General features: G+C 30.8%; 18 protein-coding genes. 2 read left to right on the top strand and 16 right to left on the bottom strand.

The annotated features are described in order from the left end of the window. Positions 1 to 5: 5 nt before the first annotated feature. The 14 genes from AAH949_RS01625 to AAH949_RS01560 all read right to left on the bottom strand — a co-directional run bounded on the left by AAH949_RS01625 (position 6) and on the right by AAH949_RS01560 (position 15,356). Positions 6 to 383: a chemotaxis response regulator CheY gene (locus AAH949_RS01625; RefSeq protein ID WP_134237637.1), complete on the bottom strand. Its 378-nt coding sequence runs from the start codon at positions 381 to 383 to the stop codon at positions 6 to 8. An 86-nt stretch (positions 384 to 469) separates the two neighbouring features. After that, positions 470 to 2,257, bottom strand: coding sequence for a UDP-N-acetylglucosamine 4,6-dehydratase (configuration-retaining) (gene pglF / locus AAH949_RS01620; protein ID WP_348518779.1), 1,788 nt, complete (start codon positions 2,255 to 2,257; stop codon positions 470 to 472). 2 nt (positions 2,258 to 2,259) lie between these two features. Further along, positions 2,260 to 3,420, bottom strand: a complete 1,161-nt coding sequence (gene pglE, locus AAH949_RS01615) for a UDP-N-acetylbacillosamine transaminase (protein ID WP_348518778.1) — start codon at positions 3,418 to 3,420, stop codon at positions 2,260 to 2,262. Between the two features lie 95 nt (positions 3,421 to 3,515). Beyond that, on the bottom strand, positions 3,516 to 4,052 hold the full coding sequence (locus AAH949_RS01610) for a hypothetical protein (RefSeq protein WP_348519176.1): 537 nt from the start codon (positions 4,050 to 4,052) through the stop codon (positions 3,516 to 3,518). A 66-nt stretch (positions 4,053 to 4,118) separates the two neighbouring features. After that, complete coding sequence (gene pglD / locus AAH949_RS01605) at positions 4,119 to 4,706, bottom strand: UDP-N-acetylbacillosamine N-acetyltransferase (protein ID WP_134237634.1); 588 nt, start codon at positions 4,704 to 4,706, stop codon at positions 4,119 to 4,121. After that, the gene (gene pglC, locus AAH949_RS01600) at positions 4,693 to 5,295 is read right to left on the bottom strand and encodes an undecaprenyl phosphate N,N'-diacetylbacillosamine 1-phosphate transferase (RefSeq protein WP_348518777.1); all 603 of its coding nucleotides are present in this window, start codon (positions 5,293 to 5,295) and stop codon (positions 4,693 to 4,695) included. Before pglC ends, pglD begins: the two co-directional genes overlap by 14 nt. Further along, positions 5,288 to 6,418 carry a N,N'-diacetylbacillosaminyl-diphospho-undecaprenol alpha-1,3-N-acetylgalactosaminyltransferase gene (gene pglA / locus AAH949_RS01595; protein WP_134237632.1) on the bottom strand — a complete coding sequence of 377 codons (1,131 nt, stop codon included), beginning with the start codon at positions 6,416 to 6,418 and terminating at the stop codon, positions 5,288 to 5,290. The genes pglC and pglA overlap by 8 nt, the downstream gene beginning before the upstream one ends. After that, entirely contained in the window at positions 6,415 to 8,736 is a 2,322-nt protein-coding gene (locus AAH949_RS01590) for an STT3 domain-containing protein (protein ID WP_348518776.1), read from the bottom strand. The genes pglA and AAH949_RS01590 overlap by 4 nt, the downstream gene beginning before the upstream one ends. A gap of 3 nt (positions 8,737 to 8,739) precedes the next feature. After that, positions 8,740 to 9,837 carry a glycosyltransferase gene (locus AAH949_RS01585; RefSeq protein ID WP_348518775.1) on the bottom strand — a complete coding sequence of 366 codons (1,098 nt, stop codon included), beginning with the start codon at positions 9,835 to 9,837 and terminating at the stop codon, positions 8,740 to 8,742. Beyond that, positions 9,825 to 10,760 (bottom strand): glycosyltransferase family 2 protein, encoded by a 936-nt coding sequence (locus tag AAH949_RS01580; RefSeq protein WP_348518774.1) that lies wholly within the window; start codon positions 10,758 to 10,760, stop codon positions 9,825 to 9,827. Before AAH949_RS01580 ends, AAH949_RS01585 begins: the two co-directional genes overlap by 13 nt. Continuing rightward, entirely contained in the window at positions 10,757 to 11,824 is a 1,068-nt protein-coding gene (locus AAH949_RS01575; protein WP_348518773.1) for a glycosyltransferase, read from the bottom strand. Before AAH949_RS01575 ends, AAH949_RS01580 begins: the two co-directional genes overlap by 4 nt. Continuing rightward, positions 11,821 to 13,524 carry an ABC transporter ATP-binding protein gene (locus AAH949_RS01570; protein WP_348518772.1) on the bottom strand — a complete coding sequence of 568 codons (1,704 nt, stop codon included), beginning with the start codon at positions 13,522 to 13,524 and terminating at the stop codon, positions 11,821 to 11,823. Before AAH949_RS01570 ends, AAH949_RS01575 begins: the two co-directional genes overlap by 4 nt. Further along, positions 13,518 to 14,504, bottom strand: a complete 987-nt coding sequence (gene galE, locus AAH949_RS01565) for a UDP-glucose 4-epimerase GalE (RefSeq protein ID WP_348518771.1) — start codon at positions 14,502 to 14,504, stop codon at positions 13,518 to 13,520. Before galE ends, AAH949_RS01570 begins: the two co-directional genes overlap by 7 nt. Before the next feature lie 51 nt (positions 14,505 to 14,555). Beyond that, positions 14,556 to 15,356 carry a 3'-5' exonuclease gene (locus AAH949_RS01560; RefSeq protein ID WP_348518770.1) on the bottom strand — a complete coding sequence of 267 codons (801 nt, stop codon included), beginning with the start codon at positions 15,354 to 15,356 and terminating at the stop codon, positions 14,556 to 14,558. Positions 15,357 to 15,422: 66 nt separating this feature from the next. On the opposite strand from AAH949_RS01560, the gene waaC reads away from it, so the two are divergent. Together waaC and AAH949_RS01550 are read left to right on the top strand one after the other, a co-directional pair. After that, positions 15,423 to 16,448: a lipopolysaccharide heptosyltransferase I gene (gene waaC, locus AAH949_RS01555; RefSeq protein WP_348518769.1), complete on the top strand. Its 1,026-nt coding sequence runs from the start codon at positions 15,423 to 15,425 to the stop codon at positions 16,446 to 16,448. After that, a complete protein-coding gene (locus AAH949_RS01550) occupies positions 16,441 to 17,319 on the top strand; it encodes a lipid A biosynthesis lauroyl acyltransferase (RefSeq protein WP_348518768.1) in 879 nt (292 codons plus the stop codon). Before waaC ends, AAH949_RS01550 begins: the two co-directional genes overlap by 8 nt. Here AAH949_RS01550 and AAH949_RS01545 read toward each other — a convergent pair. Together AAH949_RS01545 and AAH949_RS01540 are read right to left on the bottom strand one after the other, a co-directional pair. Beyond that, complete coding sequence (locus AAH949_RS01545; RefSeq protein ID WP_348518767.1) at positions 17,316 to 18,257, bottom strand: acetyl-CoA carboxylase carboxyltransferase subunit alpha; 942 nt, start codon at positions 18,255 to 18,257, stop codon at positions 17,316 to 17,318. The two genes, AAH949_RS01550 and AAH949_RS01545, sit on opposite strands and share 4 nt — an antisense overlap. A 1-nt stretch (position 18,258) precedes the next feature. Continuing rightward, on the bottom strand, positions 18,259 to 19,473 hold the full coding sequence (locus AAH949_RS01540; protein WP_348518766.1) for a beta-ketoacyl-ACP synthase II: 1,215 nt from the start codon (positions 19,471 to 19,473) through the stop codon (positions 18,259 to 18,261). Positions 19,474 to 19,491 lie beyond the last annotated feature (18 nt).

Genomic DNA, 19,491 nt, shown 5'->3' with positions numbered 1-19,491 from the left:
AAAAATTATCCCACATTAGTACCTAAAACATCTTCAAGTTTTTCTTTTAAAACTTGCGGAGTAAAAGGCTTTACAATATAATTATTCACACCTGCTTTTAAAGCGGTAATAACCTCGGCCTTTCCACCCTCAGTTGTAACCATAATGATAGGCATATCTTCAAATTTTTTATCCGCTCTAACCTTTTTAACAAGATCCAAACCATTCATTTCTGGCATATTCCAATCAGTAATTAAAACCTTAATTGTATCATCTTTTTCAAGAATTTCCCAAGCTTCAAGTCCATGTTCAGCCTCTAAAACATCATCATGTCCAAGTCTTGAAAGCGTATTTTTAATAATCCTTCTCATAGTTGAACTATCATCTACAACTAGCATTCTCACCGCTAATCCTTTCCATAAATTCAAAAATTTATTTTAATTTGCAATTTTATCTTTTTTAAACTTATTAATCAAGTAAATATAAAAATTTATCCTTGATAATCTCCGTCCTTATTGTGATTAAATTCAGGCACAATTGTTTTTAGAATTTGAGCCGGATTTTCACTTTTTACCAAAGCTTGAATTTGATCATTTAAAATCTGCAAATCTACCTTTTGACTTGTTGTTGCGAAAATACTTTCATATTGAGTTCTCACATCATTTTCGTTAATCAAAAGTTCTTCAAAAAGTTTTTCACCTTTTCTAAGTCCTGTGATTTTGATCTCTAAATCGTTTTTATTTGAAAGCATAAGCATTTTTTTAGCCAAATCTATAATCTTCACAGGCTCACCCATATCAAGCACAAAAAGCTCCCCACCTTTAGCAATAGCCGCTGCTTGTAAAACAAGCTGAACGGCTTCACTAACTAGCATAAAATAACGCACTATATCAGGATGAGTTAAAGTCAAAGGTTCGTTATTTGCAATTTGCGCTTTAAATTTAGGTATCACACTCCCACTAGAACCCAAAACATTGCCAAAACGCACACTTGAAACTTCAAAATTTTCATCACTTGAATTTAAAGTATAAAGCTCGCAAACCCTTTTAGTGCAGCCCATTATACTTGTAGGACGCACCGCTTTATCTGTACTTATCATCACAAATTTTTTAACCCCATTTTTCTTGGCCACATCGGTTAAAATTTTTGTCCCCAAAATATTATTAAGCACGGCAGAATGTGGATTTTGCTCGCAAAGTGGGACATGCTTGTAAGCAGCAGCATGCAAGATAAGATCTGGCTTGTATTCTTTTAATACTTCATTTAAACTTTCTTCGTCTAAAATACTAAGCATTACAGGAGTGATTTTTTCTTTATGCAAACTTAAATCTTCATTGATTTTATAAAGATTAAACTCACTATGATCTAGCATTATAAGATGTTTAACGCCAAATTTAATGCATTGCTTGCAAAGCTCACTGCCTATAGTACCCCCTGCTCCACTTACCAAAACAACCTTATCCTTTAAAAAAGTTGCCACTACCCTATCATCTAAATCTTTTGGCTTTCTAGCAAGCAAATCTTCTATACTGATATCTCTAGCCTCATTTCTTGTGAAAGAAAATATTTTAACATCACTAATACCATACGAAATCAGTTCATCGAAAAGCTTTTTTAATTCTTCTTGCTCCAATTTTAAAGCAATGATAGCCGTTTTAATTCCATCTTTAGCATAATCTTTGATTTTTTCTTTTTCTTCTACAATGAATTTATCGCAATATGTTCCAATTAGCTCTTTTCTCTCATCAACCACTGCAATAGGAAAAAGCCCCAAAGATCCCTCTTTTGCACCTTTTAATAGATGCAAAGCCTTAGAGGTTGCACCCACAACAATGCAAGGATTTTCTTCATCAATCAAATTAGAATGTCTAAAATCAACAAACATTCTTTTTGAAATTCTTAAAGTTCCTATAAACATATAAGAAAGTACAAAATCTATACCAATTACACTTCGCGGAAAAGGATTAAAAAAATCTCCATAAAAATAAAAAATTCCCAAAAAACAAAGCTCTGCTAGGGCCAAGGCAAAGAAAATTTTTCTTGCCTCATTTAAAGAAAAAAACCTCCACGCTACTTTATAAATTCTAAAAATGAATAAAAAAGTTATTTTTAAAACAAGTAAAATAAGCCCAGCTTTAATCATACCTTCATAAAAAATATCAGGAATATCTCCACTAAAACGCAAAGAAAAAGCCAAAAAAATCGATAAAAGAAACAAGAAAACATCGCAGCAAAGAAAAAAAATCAATCTTTTGCTTTTATAAAAAGTTAAATTCATTCTTATCCTTCAATGCTTTTTAAAATCAAATCTGAAATTTCGCACACATCATCTTTACTCATCGCAGTACCACTTGGCAAGCAAATTCCTTTTTGAAAAAAGAGCTCACTATTGCCATTAACATAAGCTTTGGCACCCTTAAACACTTCTTGCATATGCATACTTTTCCAAAGGGGACGCGTTTCAATTTGTTCCTTCTTAAGATCATCTATAAGCTTTGAAATTTTTGAATGCAACTTTAAATCTTTTTTTGAAATTTCTATACATTTTTGATAAGCATTCATTTCATTTTTATCAAAATCAATCAAAGCCGTGCTTAACCAACGATTGCTTCTTGAATTTGGCAGTTCATCTAAAAAGACTAATTTGTCCCCTAAAAATTCTTTATACCACTCATAAATTTCTCTTTTTTTAAGCACTCTTTGTTCTAAAACTTCCATCTGTGCTACGCCAATAGCGCCTAAAACATTGCTTAAGCGGTAATTATAACCATAATCTAAATGCTCATAATGTAAACAATTTTCCCTTGCTTGAGTACTATAAAATCTCGCTTTTTCAATTTTTGCTTTATCTTTACCTACAAGCATTCCACCGCCTGAAGTGGTGATAATTTTATTGCCATTATAAGAATAAGCACCAAATTCTCCAAAAGTTCCCAAAGCTTTGCCTTTATAAAAACTTCCTAAAGCCTCAGCCGCATCTTCGATTAGAATAATATTTTCTTTTTCGCAAACTTGGATAATCTCATCCATTTTAGCCGCATTGCCATAAAGATGAGTCAAAATCAAAGCCTTTGGTTTTTTTTCGCATTCCTTAATGGCAAGTTTTAGCAAATCAATGTCGATATTAAAAGTCTCATCACAATCTATAAAAATAGGTCTTGCCTTAAGATAACAAATAGGAGCTACTGAAGCAATAAAAGTAAAAGATGAAGCCAAAACAATATCATCTTGTTTTACTCCTGCTACTCTTAAAGCCAAATGCAAAGCCGCGGTAGCTGAATTTAACGCCAAAGCATTTTCACATTTAGAATACTCTTTTACACTCTCCTCAAAACGATTTACAAATTCGCCCAAAGGAGCTATATAATTACTTTTAAACACTTCTTCTATATATTTTAACTCATTGCCGCCCATATGTGGAGGAGAAAGAAAAAACCTCATTTTTTATCCTTTATTATAAAAAGTGATTTTACTAAAATGATGTATTTTATCTAAAATAATTTGCTAAGAATCAAACGCTAAAATTCTTTTTACAATCAAAGTTTATTTTCATACCAAATTTTGAGTTTTTCTAAGTCTTCTTTTTTATACATACTTTCAAAACATTCAAGTGTTTCGTTTTTTGCTTTAATGATAAGACAAGTTTGAAATTTTTTTAAAAATTCTTTCTTTTCTTCAAAAATTTCTAAATCTTCTCGTTTTATAAATTTTTTATAAAACAAATTGTGTGTAGTTGGAATATAAATTCCATCTTCGCAAACTACCATCAAATTTACAACAGAAAAAAGCAATAAAAATATACCCGTTATCATGGAAGAAACCGATATCTGCAAACTCCAAAGTGCTTTTAAATTTTCATTTTCTAACTCAAAGAAAAAAGGAAGTTGATAAAAGCCTTCAAAATTACGCCAAATTCCTATTAACCCACTAAAAAATATGGCAATGCCGGTATATTTTACAAGCTTGCCAGACTTAGAATTTGGATTCATTTTAATTTTAAAAAGCATTTTATGTTTAAGAGAATTCTTTAAAGGAAGTGTATAGTATATTAGATATATAGTGAGTAAATTCATAATAATCCACCCTAAAGGCGAAGGATATCTTACAAAATCAATCAAAAAGGTATATTCAAAACCCACTTACATCCTTTTTGCAGGCACTCCTACAAAAATGCCTTTTTCAAATTGATCTTTAATCAAAGTCGCTCCACCGCCTAAAATACTATCATCTGCCAAACTTAAATTCGGTAAGACACAAGAATTAATCCCCAAAAAACAATTTTTGCCAATTTTCACATTTCCTGCACACTTAGCCCCAACGCTTACATGGGAAAACTCGCCCACCACGCATTCATGCTCGATCACACTTGAAGTGTTTAAAATCACACCTTTTTCAATCTTTGCCTTTGCATTAACCACTACCAAAGGCATTATTAAAATTCCTGCATTTTCTTTTATATCCGCACTTTGACTGATAATCGCACTTTTATGGATAAGATTTACAATTTTAAAGCCATTTTGCAAAAGCTTTTCGTAAATTTTTTTTCTTATTTTATTATCCCCAATAGCTACAAAAATATCGTATTTTGGCAAAGAACTTTCAAATTTTTTACCCTTATTATCATCTAAAAAAATACATTCTTCATAGCCCAAACTCATAGCCACATCAGCACAAACAAGCCCATGTCCACTCGCACCATAAATGTAAATTTTTTTAGTTCTTTCCATTAAATTTCTCCGTTGTCACGCACCCTTCTTTACTCACTCCACTTCTTTTTAAAACCTTTAACGCAGTTAAAAATATAATTTTTAAATCAAGCAAAAAAGAAATATTTCTAATATAATACACATCAAGTTCAAATTTTTTCTGCCAAGAAATAGCATTTCTACCATTTACTTGCGCCCAGCCTGTAATGCCTGGACGCACTTTATGGCGGAGTTTTTGCTCTTCATTATAAAGAGGTAGATATTCCACTAAAAGTGGTCTAGGTCCTACAAAACTCATATCACCTTTTAAGACATTAAAAAGTTGCGGTAATTCATCTAAACTTAAGCTTCTAACGATTTTTCCAAAGGCCTTTAAACGCAATTCATCGCTAAGCAATTCCCCATTTTCGTCTTTTTCATCACTCATTGTTTTAAATTTATAAATTTTAAAGATTTTTTCATTAAGTCCTGGACGGTTTTGAGTAAAAATTACACTGCCTTGAGTAATTTTTAAAAGCAAAGCGGTAATAATAATAAGGGGTGAAAAAAGCATCAGGAGAATTAAAGCTAAGCAAAAATCAAGCATTCTTTTTAAAAATTTTTCATACATTTTTCATCACCTTTTCATAAAGTTTTAAATAAGTCTTTGCAATTTCGTTTTCATCGTAATTTAACGCATCTTTAGCTGCATTTTTACCCAAATTCATTCTTAAATTTTTATCGACCAACAAAAGCTCGATTTTTTGTGCTAAGTCCTTACTATCTTTAGTTTTGGCCCAAAGTCCATCATAAGCGTTTGAAATCGCTTCCACGCAGCCTTCACACTCACTTACCACAATAGCCTTTCCACAAGCCTTAGCCTCCAAAACGCTTACGGGAAAACCCTCTTTATAGCTTGGTAAAACAAAAATATCACAATTTTGCAAAAGCTCCACTATATCGCTTCTAGCACCCAAATAATGCGCTTTACCAGAAGTTAAAAATTTCAAACTCGCACAAGAAGGATTATCATCTCTTCCACCTACTAAAACAAAATTTGCTCTATCTTTTAAAAGCTCTGCGCTTTCATAAAATTCTTTTACACCCTTATGCCACAAAGCTCTTGCTATCATTAAAATAATAGGCTTTTCATCGATATTTAAATTACGCCAAAAAGCTTTTTTAGCTTCCTTTTCTACTCTCATAGGAAAGAATTTTTTAAGATTAATACCCACAGATTTAATCACACAAATTTTATTTTCCTTAAGTCCTAAATTTCGCATAAAATCAGCATTTGAAGAATTGACAAAGATAAAACAATCAGCGATTTTAAAGCTTAATTTATAAAGAGTATTAATGATAAAACGCACCAAATTTTCCTTAAAACCTTGCTCGATATAAAAAGATCCAAGCCCTTCAACAAGCCCAATTTTATAAGGAATTTTTGCAAATTTTGCTGCGATTAAACCAAAGGTATTACTTTTATGTGCCCCACTTTGTAAAAGATCTAAATTTAAGCTTTTTAAAACATTTTTAAGATGTAAAAAATTTTTAAAAACCACAAAAGGATTCAAGCTCGCTCTTGAAAGATCATAAATGACAACATTTAAATTTAAATCCTTTAATTTTTGCGTGTATTCATCTTGCGGCACAATGATAAAAACCTCATCTCCTCTAGCTATCAAAGCCTTTATTATAGGCATTCTAAAATGATATATGCTTGCCCCTGCGTGAGATAAAAACCCTACTCTCATTTTTTTATTTTAAAAACCTTTGCATTTTTATCATTAATAATCAAATCATACAAATCTTTATCATAATTGTTAAAGAAAAACATTTGAACAAAAGCACTATTAAACATTTTTTCATCCATAATGATAAATTGACCTTGCGCGGTTTGAAATTGCTCTTTTAAGAAAAAGACATAAACTTTACCTTGTGTATCCATAGGAGTAACCTTATAATCGCCAGTTGTTACAGAATTTATCTCGATAATTTCTTTTACCGCATAAGTATTATTCTCATCATCTCTCCAAATTCTAAAATCTTCAGAAAGCTTAGATCCATCACTAAGTATAAATTCTCCATTATTTTGAAGCACAGCTCTTGTAACTCTAAATATAAAAGGATTTACCTCTCCTGTGCTTAAATCAATATTTGAAAAAGTTGCAACAGTAGAAAAAATATTCATCATTCTTGCTGGCATATAAATATAGACATCTCGCGTTTTTGGTGTTGAAATATTATAATTCTTATCCCTTAAATCGTATAAAAATAAATCAACATTGCTAGCATTACAATCTTTCATCATAGCTTGCAAGAGATCATTTCTTAAAATATCATTTTGTGGAGCATAAAAACCTTTTTCTGTATATTCAACACTAAGTCTTGCCATATTTGCAGCCGAAATTTGATCTTTGCTTAAAACAAAAGAAGGAAAGAAATTATCCTTACCCAAATGCTTTCCCCCATCAACCAAAGTTTTTACATCGCTATAATAACGGATAGGATAACCATAATCCCACCAAGCCACAACATAATCTTCCCTATCCGCTATACCTTTAAGCCTATTAAGAATTTCGGTTTCACTTTGAATAAACACACTAGGAGCTTTGTATTCATAGATATGTTTTAAGCCAAATACTAAACCCAAACTAAAAAGAAACGATAAGGTAGCAATTTTTACTCGTTTTTGTTTTTTTTGAATCAAAAATTCCATAATCGCTACCATAAAACAAAATAATAAAATAAAGGCAAGCAATAAGGAATTAAAATAGGTGGTATAAAATAAATTCAATACTAAATAAACAACAGAACAAAGTGCAAACAAGATTAAAGAAAAAAGTTGATATTTTCTTATTTTTTCTTCTTTTTTAAGCTCTATATTTTGTATAAAATTCAAGATTTTAACACCAATATAACCATAACCTAAAGCCATAATAGGCACAGCATAAATCGTAAATCTAAGTCCACCTTTAAGTGCTAAAAATCCAAGCGCTAACATTGGCAAAGCTAAAATCATACTTTTATGTTCCCTTAAAAGCCAAATAAGACCGATAAAGGCAATGATAAAAGTAAGCTCGTTAGTGCTAATTCTTTGCATAAAAACCGTCCAATCAATATCCCCAACCTCCTGAATAGTTTCATTAACATTAAAATAAACGAAATTTTGAGCCAAATTTCCTATGGCATCATTTTTAAAAATATAAAACTGCAATTGATAAATAATAGGATCAAGTCCTCCGCTAAAAATCAATAATATTAAAGTCAAAGCCCCTAAAATAGCAATAAGTCTAATTTTAAACCACTCATTTTTAAAAGCAAATAAAGCAAAAATCAAAGCCAACAAAGCTAACTGATAGAACCAAGCAAAAGGCGCAAGAGCTATCATCATAAAAATAATTGCCAGATAGGCTATATTATCTTTTCGGTGAAAGACATAAGTGTAAATTAAAAAAAGCCCCATAAAAGCACAATTTAAAGTATAACTTGATGGATACCACCAAAGATAAAAAATCATCGTAATAGGAAGCAAAATGAGTGATAATAAATCCTTATGTATAACCAAACGAATAATAAAAAACAATACAAACATTGGTAAAACAATCACAAGCATATCCGTATCATAATACCCACTCATCGTGCGATTATAATAACTATTTGCAATACTAGCTAAAGTGGCAGCGATAAGTCCCATTAAAGGTTGTTTGTATTCATTGGCAATTAAAATAATAGGAATGACAATCAAAGAAGAGAAAAAAGTACTCATATACAAAATAATAATTTCAAAGCTAAAAGGAGTAAATTTATAAATATAATAAGTCAAAGTCGAAAGCGAAGAACCATAATAACTTAAATCATTTGGCTGATGAAAGCCTGCTAACATATCTCTTGCACCTTCAGCAAAGACATAGCCATCATTAGACATAATCATTAATTGATGATTAAAATAAAACTCATCAAAATCACTTGCCCACCAAACCCAATAAAATCTACATAAAACACTAAACGAATATGCAAGAATGATAAATAAAAATAAATGATAATTTTTAAAATTTTCTTTTTTAAACATTTTTTATCCTAATAAATATTTTAAAGCATCGCGTGCGATTTTAACTTTATCAAAATCAAGCGCTCTAGTTTTAGCCTTTTGTTTATAAGCTTTTCTTAAATTCTCATCTTCAAGCATGATTTTTAAACCTTTAAACATAGAATTTTCATCATCAACTTCAACCAAAAACCCAAATTCATCATTGCCAAAAAGCTCTCTTGCTCCACTTTTATGGTCAGTGCAAACCACAGCACAACCACAAGCAAGACTTTCGATTAAAACATTTGAAAAGCCTTCAAAAACAGAGGCAAAAGCAAAAAATTCGCACTTGCTCATATATTTATAAGGATTATTATCAAAACCTAAAAGCAAAACCTTTTCTTCCAAATTTAATTCTTTAATTAAATTTTCCAACTCATTTTTAAGCACGCCTTCACCCAAAATCACAAGTTTTATATCGGTTTTTAATCTTGCATAAGCACGGATTAACAAAGCATGATTTTTGCCCTTATCAAGCCTACCCACACTTAAGATAAATCTATCTTTTAAGCCGATTTCTTCTAAGGATTTTTGTTCTATATTTTCTAAATCAATGGCATTATATAAAATTTCGCATTTGTTTACATCGATTTTAAAATTTTTAACTAAATCTTCCAAATTTCCCTTAGAATTTGGCAAAATCAGATCTGCCTTTGGATAAAGTAAAGTTATTAAAAATTTATTCACCAAAGAATTAAAATTATTTTTTGCATACATCACGCTTGGAGTAGTGCATTCATTGATCACAAGACGAGTTTTGTTACCAAAAATTCTTGCCATTAAAGCGATATAATTGGGACGATTTAGAAAAACAAATTCAGTGTCAATGTTTAAATTTTTACAAAGTTTTTTGTATTTTAAAGCCAAAAAAGGCAGTTTTAAAAATTTAAAAATAGGATTTTCACTTGGGTGTGAATGCTCTAAAAAATGGATATTACACTCAGGAATTTCATAAGAAATTTTATCATTCATTAAAATCACATGCACTTCAAATTTTAAACTCAAAATAGGCAATAAAGTCGCCACAACCCTTTCAGCACCACCACTTCCCAAAGAATAAATAAAAATCGCTAATTTTTGCATGCTAATCTCACTCTAATTTTTGATAAAAAAATAATTAAGCTATTTGGCACTATGCTTAATGCTAAAAGAATCAAAGCAGGGGTATTGAATTTGATTTTTAAGCTTTTAAACAAGCAAAAATACATTTTCTTAAATTCTTTTGCCAATTTTGCATAATAAGCAGCCATTTTATAATACATCGCACATTGGCTTTTATAGTCATTATCTTTAGAAATTTGAAGTTCTTTTTCTAAAATTTTAGCCAGTTCTAAATAACCAAGATAAACCCTAAAAGCATTTTTTGATGCAGCTTTTGTTACACTATCATCGCGGTTAATCCTATAAATTCTAAAAGCCTTATGAATATAAAAACTTTTGCTCTCATATAAATGTACCCAAAGAGTGGCTTCATTGCCATAAAAATTTTCATTAAAACGATGATTTTTAAGCAAAGACTTTCTAAAAACAGATAAAAATTCCCCACTAAACTTTGCCATCAAAAAGTCTTTTTTGCTTACTTCGCAATCTTTTTCAAGACCCCTTCCGCTAAATTTATCACTAAGTTTTGAATTCTCTTCAATCAAACAATTGCCAAAAACATGATCGTATCCTGATTTTAACTTTTCAATTAAAATATCAAGTGTATATGGCAAAAGTTCATCATCATCATCTAAAATCATAACAAATTCGCCCCTAGCCTCATCAAGACCGTTGTTTTTGTTGCCATTAGGACCTTGCTTGTATTTTGTATTTAAAACATACCTAATGCGTGCATCTTCTTTTTGCAATTCTTGCACAAGTTTAGCGCTTTCATCTTTAGAATGATCATCACTTATTATAATTTCTAGGTCTTTAAAATCTTGATTTTGCACACTTTTTATAGCTTTTTTTAATAAATTCGCACGATTAAAAGTAGGGATAATAACGCTTAAAAACACACTCATTTTCTAACCTCTTCAATGAGATCTAGCCATTGACTGGCTATAAAACCAGTATCAAATTCTTTGCATTTTTTACTAGCATTTGCAAGTATTTTTTCTCTTAAATTTTTATTTTCCATTACACGAGTTAGGCTTTGACTTAAAGCTAAATCATCATTTTTGGGCACGATAAAACCATCTTTTTCATCAGCAATTAAATCTCTTGCCCCATCCGTATAATCTGTACTAATTCTTAATACATCAAAAAACAAACTTTCTATCAAAACTGTAGGCAAACCTTCCACAAAAGAACAAAGACAAAGAATTTCAGCTCTTTGATAAAGACTTTTCATATCCTCAACACGCCCTAAAAATTCTATATTCACACCAGCAATTTTTGCTTCATTTTCCAAATTTTGCCTTAAAACACCCTCTCCTGCAATGCAAAAACGATATTTTTGCCTAAGCTCTAAATTCAAATTCTTCACCGCTCTAATAAACATGGAGGCATTTTTATTCTCATCTAATCTTCCCACAAAAATAACAATTTTTTCCTTTTTTATATCCGTTTTATCACTCAAAGTAAAATGACAAGGATTTAAAAGAACTTTTACATTTTTAACAAATTTTTCATAATATTTTTTATCACTACTTCCCAAAACACACAAAGCATTGCAATACCCAAAGCTTATTCTTCTTAAAAAACGCCAAATTTTAGACTTTAAATAACTTTGATGACTATGCTCGCTGATAATCAAAGGGGTTTTTATACCCCATTTTGCAAAAATACAAGCAATATTTGTCGTATCCAAAAAAGAAATAAAAATATCTGCATTATCTTCTAACATTGCTTTTCTTAGGGCGAAAAACCTATAAATTCTAGCCAAAATTCTATCCTTTAAATTTTGGTTTTTAAAATAAGGTAGAGATTTTACTTCTACGCTTTCATTTAAAGGATAGAAAGATTTTTCTTGATTGAATTTAATAATTTTAACTTCATGATTTTTGCAAAATTCATTTGCTAAAGTAACCAAAACCCTTTCAGCTCCTCCCGAATTTAAAGTTGAAATGATAAAAGTAATTTTCATAACAAACCCTGCTCTAGCGTTAATTTTCCATGCTCTATCTTATAAATTTTATCGCATTTTGTTATGGTAGAAAGTCGGTGCGCAATGATAATTACGGTTTTATCTTTTGAAATTTTATAAATTTCATCCATAATTTTTTCTTCACTTTGAGTATCAAGCGCAGAAGTGGCTTCATCAAGAACTAAAATTTCAGGACTTAGATAGAGAGCTCTTGCAATAGCAATGCGTTGCTTTTGTCCTCCGCTTAGATTATTTCCCCCATCGCCAACTTTTGTCTGCGCTTTGTGGGGTAAATTGTTTATAAATTTGTCTAAATTAGCTTGCAAAATAACCTTTTGCATTAATTTCTCATCTACTTCATCACCAAAAGTGATATTTTTAGCAATGCTATCATTGAAAAGATAAATATTTTGCGGAATATAACCTATTTTTTGGCGATATTTTTTAAAGGTGTTAGAATTTAATTTTTTATCATCAATTAAAATTTCTCCCGAATTTGGATTTAAAAGCCCAATGATTAAATCAACCAAAGTACTTTTCCCACAACCACTCTCGCCAATGAAAGCTATTTTTTCTCCTTTTTTTATCTCTAAATTAATATCTTTTAATAAATTTGGCTTACCCTCATAAGCAAAAGAAAGATTTTTTAATTTAATATGCTTTTTAAATTCTATATTTTCATTACCTAAATGCTCTTCTTTCTCTTTTAAAACATCATAAATTATATCAAGTGAATTCCTATAATATAACAAGTCATGATAAGCATTAATGATGCGATTTGCACTTGGCATCAAACGATAAAGTGCTAGAACAAACATAGAAATCATAGCCAAAATACTTGAAATATCACTCTTAGTCTTTAAAACCAAAAACACAACAATAAACACCAAAACACAAAAACCCACGCCTTCAAGATAAATTCTAGGCATAGCATTAACACTTTCATTGGTAATATTTGCCCTTGAAAAATCCATACTTTGATTTTCAAAGAGTTTTAATACCCCATCTTCTTTGGTTTTTAATTTGATTAATTTAAAATTATTTAAATTTGTTGCTAAAATTTCAAAAAAATTTCTCATAGCCTCTTCGCGTTTTTTACCTGCTTTTTTAATCATAGGAGAAAGCACTTTTACTAAAATAAAACCATTTAAACCCAAAAAAATGCTTAAAAATAAAGTGATTTTATAATCAATCAAAAGCATTAAACTATAGATCAATAAAATCACAAAAATTTCACTCATCATAAGCAAAAACGATGCTATCATCGTGCTTAAATTATACGCTTCTTGAGTGATGGTTTTTAAGAGATCAGAATGATTTTTTTGTGTGAATTTTTCATAATCAAAATGCAAAAATTTAGCAAAAACCTTATGAGCAATAGTATGATATCTACCCTTAGAAAATTTAGCCAATAAATGAAAATAATAAGCATTCAACAAAGCTCTAAAAATATAAAAAACAATTAAAGCGAAGCCAAAATACACCACAAATTCATAAATTGGCACATTAAAATGAGAATAAAAAGCTTTTAAATACTGATTTTTTTCAAACAAGGAAAAATCACTTGCTATGGACACAAAAGGCATAACTAAAGAGATCGCAAAGCTTTCCATAAAAGAAATAAGTATAGAAAAAAGCAATAAAAAAAATAAAAATTTCTTATCTTTTTTACTTAAAATAAAAAATAATTTTTTTAGCACTGCTTCTCCCACTCATAGGCACTTTTACAAATTAATTCCAAATCATCGTATTTTGGTTTCCACGAAGTTTTAGATCTTATTTTCGAAGCATCAGAAATAAGTACCGATGGATCTCCTGCGCGACGCGGAGCAAGCTCAACCTTAAAATCTACCCCGCTAACTTTTTTCATCGTTTCTATCACTTCTTTAACGCTAAAACCATGACCATAACCGACATTAAAAATATCGCTTTGATTATTTTGTAAATATTCAAGCCCTGCTAAATGCGCACTCGAAATATCATCAACATGGATATAATCTCTAATACAAGTGCCATCTTTAGTATTATAATCATCGCCAAAAATAAACAATTTATCCCTTTTGCCTGCAGCACACTCAGCAGCTACTTTAATGAGTAAAGTCGCCTTAGGATAGCGTTGGCCAATAGGATAAGTATTGCAAGCTCCTGCGACATTAAAATATCTTAAAATACAATACTTAAATTCAGGATGTGCCATATTAGCATCTTTTAAAACTTTTTCACTCATCAATTTACTCATACCATAAGGATTGATCGGCGCTAAAGAACTATTTTCATTCACAACAGAATTCTGTGGCTCGCCATAAGTGGCCGCAGTAGAAGAAAAGATGAAATTATTAGTATTATTTTCTATACAAGTTTGAATTAAATTTGTAGTATTAACAGTGTTATTCATATAATATTTCAAAGGATTTTGCATACTTTCAGGCACTTCAATGCTTGCTGCAAAATGCACAACAGCATCAAATTTTTCTTGCTTAAAAATTTCTTTAACACCCATAAAATCACTTAAATCTTGTTCGAAAAATTTAAATTTCTTTATTTTTTGCAAATCATCTAATGCGATTTTAGAACCCTTAGATAAATTATCCAAAACACAAATTTCATGATTTGTTTCTAAAAATTGTTTTAAGGTATGCGAGCCTATATAACCTGCTCCGCCTGAAATTAAAATTTTCATAATTAAATCCTTGCGATAATAAAGATAAAAAAATATTCTATTATATTTTTCTTAATCATCTTTCTTTAAAATAAATTTCTCAATCTCATTTTGAGCACAAGTAGAGAAAATCTCGACATAATTTCTGTGTTTTTTTTCCTTTTTTAAATATTCAACCATTAAATTTAAAAAATCCACATAATCACTTTCACATAAATTTCCCTTAATTAATTCATATTTTAAATACAGCATATAAGTATTTAAAACATCACTTTCGCAGTATTCATGAATTTTTTCATACTCTTTATTATAAAATAAAGTCATCACTTCATCGCCATGCACTTCATACTTCCCAGGAAGCCCTGCCATAGAACAAATCAAATCAAGCCTTAAACCCCTTGTACCGCCCAAAGATTCAAACAAATCACAATGCTTAAGCTCTGAAAAACGCGTTTTGTAATTATTCCATTTATCGCTTATTGTATCAAGATAGGTGCTTGCCTTAATATTGTATTTTAATGCCCTTAAAACCAAAACAGGCATATCATAATTTTTACCATTAAAGCTTACAAGCTTGGGTTGTTTTTCGATGAAATTGAAAAAATTCCTTATCATGCTCTCTTCATCATCGCCATCAATTTTATTCACCTTAATAAACCTGCCAAAACTATCACTCACAACAGCACAGATGCTGACAATTTTATGAAAAGGCAAAGGTAAAAATTCATTTCCGCTTTGTTCTTTTTGCCACTCAAGCGCCTTTAAACTTACTTCTAAATCACTACCTTCAAAAGCTAAATTTTTTCTAATGAGTTCAGTATCAGGAATGCTTTCACAATCAAACACACAAATATATCCTTCATTTTTTGCCATTTTTTACCTTTCTTTAAAATATTTTGTTAAAATCATAACAAAATTTCAAGACAAAGTTATCAATTAATGAAAATAGCAATTATTCGACTATCTGCTCTAGGCGATATTATACAAACGAGTATAGTTTTACAATTTATAAAAAAAATTAATCCAAAAGCTAGCATTGACTGGTTTGTTGACGAAAGATTTAAAGATTTATTGCAAAATCATTCTCTTATCGATCATATTTACGCTTTACCTTTGAAAGATAAAAAAATTCAAAAAACTTTAGCTTTGATTTTAAAAGCACGAAAAAACCATTATGATATGATCTTAGATTTTCAAGGGCTTATCAAATCAGCACTTAGTGCAAGAATGCTTGGTTCAAATATCTTTGGATATGATAAAGTAGGTCTTAAAGAAGCATTCGCAAGCAATTTTTATGAATATAAACTAGATATTAGCTATAATGAAAATGTTTTTATCCGCTATCTTTCTTTAACTTCTTTTGCCTTTAATCAAGAATTTACTCTACAAGATATCAAATTTAAAAACCCTTGTTTTAAAGCAGATGAGGAACTTAAAGAAAAACTTTCAACAATACTAAAGCTTTCAGAAAATCAACATAACATTCTTATCCATGTGGGTTCAAGCGAGGAAAATAAAATTTATCCTAAAGAAAAATTAGCCATACTTTGCAAACTCATTATTGATAATTATCCCGAGTCAAAAATTTTCTTAGCTTGGGGCAATGATAAAGAATTAAAATTTGCACAAGATCTTGTTGCTTTTAATCTTATTGCACAAAATCAAATTTCTATCTTGCCAAAACTCAATTTACAGGAATTAATAGCTGTTACAAAAATAATGGATCTTATTATTGGCAATGATAGTGGTCCTACTCATCTAGCCTTTGCTATGAATAAGCCGTCAATTACCATTTTTGGTGCAACTCCAAGCCAACGCAATGCTTTTGCAACACCCATCAATAAAATCATTGATTCTGGTAAAAAAATCCCCAATGCTAAATATCTTGATAAAAGTGATTTTTGCATTTCGCGTATTGATGAAGAAGATATCTTAAAGCTTGTTAAGGAACTTTTAAATGGATAAAAATTACTTATACTTAAGTCTTTATTGTATTTTAAAATTCTGTGTGAATTTTTTTCCTGATTTTATTTTAAATTTCATTGCCAAAACCATTGCTAGAATCACCTTTTGGTGCAATAAAAAACACAGAAAAATCATTGATACAAATTTGCAATTTTGCTTCCCTGAAAAAAATAAAAAACAAAGAGATGAAATCGCGTTAAAAATTTATCAAAATTTCACTGATTTTGGCATTGATTTTATTAAAAATCAAAATATCAGTAAAGAAGAAGTATTAAAAAAAGTTATTTTTGAAAACGAAGATTTTCTAAAACAATCTTTAGAAAGCAAAAAACCCATCATTTTAATAACAGCTCATTATGGAAATTGGGAATTAAGCTCTTTGGCCTATGCAGCCAAATTTGGTGCTATTTCCATAGTTGGGAGGGCTTTAGATAGTAAAATTATGGATAAAATTTTAAGCAAAAATCGCACCCAATTTAATATTGAACTCATTAATAAATTTGGTGGATTGAAAAAAATGTTTTCTTGTTTAAAAAATAAAAGAACTTTGGGAATTTTAACCGATCAAGATGCGACGGATAATGAAAGCATGGTGCTTAATTTTTTTGGTCATAAAGTTAATTTTATAGTTGGTGCTAGTGTTCTTGCAAAAAAAACCAATGCCTTAATCATTCCTTCTTTTATCTATAAAAACGAAAATAAGGGTTATAATATCAAATGTTTTAAGCCTATGGACGCGAATAATCATAGTATTGAAGAATTAACTTTATACCAAGCAAAATGCTGCGAAGAAATGATTAAATTTAAACCTGACGAATACTTCTTTTTCCACAAAAGATTTAAAAGATTTCATAGTCAAGCTTATGATTAATCTTCTTCTTTAAAAGCTCCAAGTTTTAAAATTTTTTGCATTCTATTGGCAACCAATTCTCTTTTATCTGTATTTTCTAATTCTTCGATAGCTTTAACAACATAATTCACTATAGCCACCGCTGCTCCATCTTTATCTCTATGAGCTCCATTTACAGGTTCTTCAATCACATCATCAATCAAACCTTGAGTTTTAAGATCATCAGCTGTAACTTTCATTGCCTTAGTTGCAGCTTCACTTTTTGTCGGATCATTCCAAAGTATAGCCGCACAACCCTCAGGAGAAATGACAGAAAAAACAGAGTTTTTCATCATAGCGAGCTTATCAACAACCCCAATAGCCAAAGCTCCACCACTTCCACCTTCGCCAATAACAACTGCAATAGTAATGGTCTTAAGATCACTAAGTTCATATAAATTTGTTGCGATAGCCTCACTCTGCCCACGCTCTTCAGCTCCAACACCAGGATAAGCACCTGGAGTGTCAATTAAAAACAAGATAGGAATTTCAAATTTTTCGGCAAGTCTTGCAACCCTTAAAGCCTTGCGATAGCCTTCAGGATGAGGCATACCAAAGTTTCTTGCAATTTTCTCCTTGGTTCCACGCCCTTTTTGCTCTCCTATAACTATAATCTTTTTTCCACCTAAATAACCTGCATAACAAACTATAGCGGGATCATCTCTATAAGCTCTATCTCCATGTATCTCATAAGCATCAGTTAAAATTGCATTAATATAATCCAAAGCATAAGGGCGATCTGGATGTCTTGCGAGTTGCAAACGCCCAAAATCACTTAAATTTTTATAAGTTTTTGCAATTTCTTTTTCTAAATTTTTCTGCAAAATTGCAACCGCTTCAAAATCTCCTTTGATTTGAGCATTAATGATATCTTCATCAATTTGTTTAATATTTTTTTCAAAATCTAAATAAGAAGCCATATCAATCTACTTTTTTAAATACTACACAACCATTTGTGCCACCAAAGCCAAAAGAATTACTCATCACCACTTTTAAATCTGCTTTTCTTGCTGAATTTGGCACATAATCCAAATCACACTCTTCATCTTTAACAAATTGATTGATAGTTGGAGGAATCAAACCTTGATCTAAAGCCATAATGCTAATAACAGCTTCAATAGCACCAGCAGCACCCAAGCAATGTCCTATTTGACCTTTAGTCGAACTTATGGCTGGAATTTCATTTCCAAAAAGCTCCTTAATGGCTGCTGTTTCATTTTTATCATTCACGGGAGTTGAAGTTCCATGCGCATTGATATAGTCTATTTTTGGATTTCCTGCCATTTTTAAAGCTTTTTTCATAGCTCTTAAAGGGCCATCTAAAGTTGGTGCGGTAATGTGGTGCGCATCTGCACTTTCACCAAATCCAACAAGCTCAGCATAAATTTTAGCCCCTCTTTTTACTGCCGCTTCATATTCTTCAAAAACTAAAGCACCAGCACCCTCGCCCATTACAAAACCATCTCTTTCCTTATCAAAAGGTCTTGAAGCGCGAGTAGGATCGTCATTTCTTGTTGATAAAGCCTTCATTGATGCAAATCCACCAATGCCAACTGGACAAATAGCTGCCTCTGCACCTATAACTAACATTTTTTCAGCATTGCCTAAGACTATGCTTTTGTAAGCCTCGCCTATAGCATGAGTTCCTGCTGCACAAGCAGTTACGCAAGAAATATTTGGACCCTTAAGTCCATGCTCGATAGAAATGAGACCTCCGAGCATATTCACAAGAGCTGAAGGGATAAAAAAAGGTGAAATTTTACGCGGTCCTCGTTCAGAGCAAATAATTGAATTTTTTTCTATATTTGGCAAGCCACCGATTCCAGCGGCCGAAACAACACCAAATTCTTCTTTATCTAATTTCTCATCAAATTTAGCATCTTCCATAGCTTCCTTAGCGGCTTTAATGCCAAGCTGAATAAATCTATCCATTTTTTTAGCTTCCTTAGGATCAATAAATTCCAAAGGATCAAAATTGCTAATTTCGGCAGCAATTTGTACTGGAAAATCACTTGTATCAAAAAGAGTAATTTTTTTCACGCCACTTTTGCCTTCGCAAATTGCGTTAAAAGAAGTATTTTTATCTAAACCCAATGCATTAATCATGCCTATGCCCGTAACAACAACGCGTCTCAATCAGCTCTCCTTAAAACA

The sequence above is a fragment of the Campylobacter sp. CCS1377 genome (assembly GCF_040008265.1).
In the GTDB taxonomy this organism is placed as follows: domain Bacteria; phylum Campylobacterota; class Campylobacteria; order Campylobacterales; family Campylobacteraceae; genus Campylobacter_D.
This window is presented reverse-complemented; position numbering and strand designations above follow the sequence as displayed.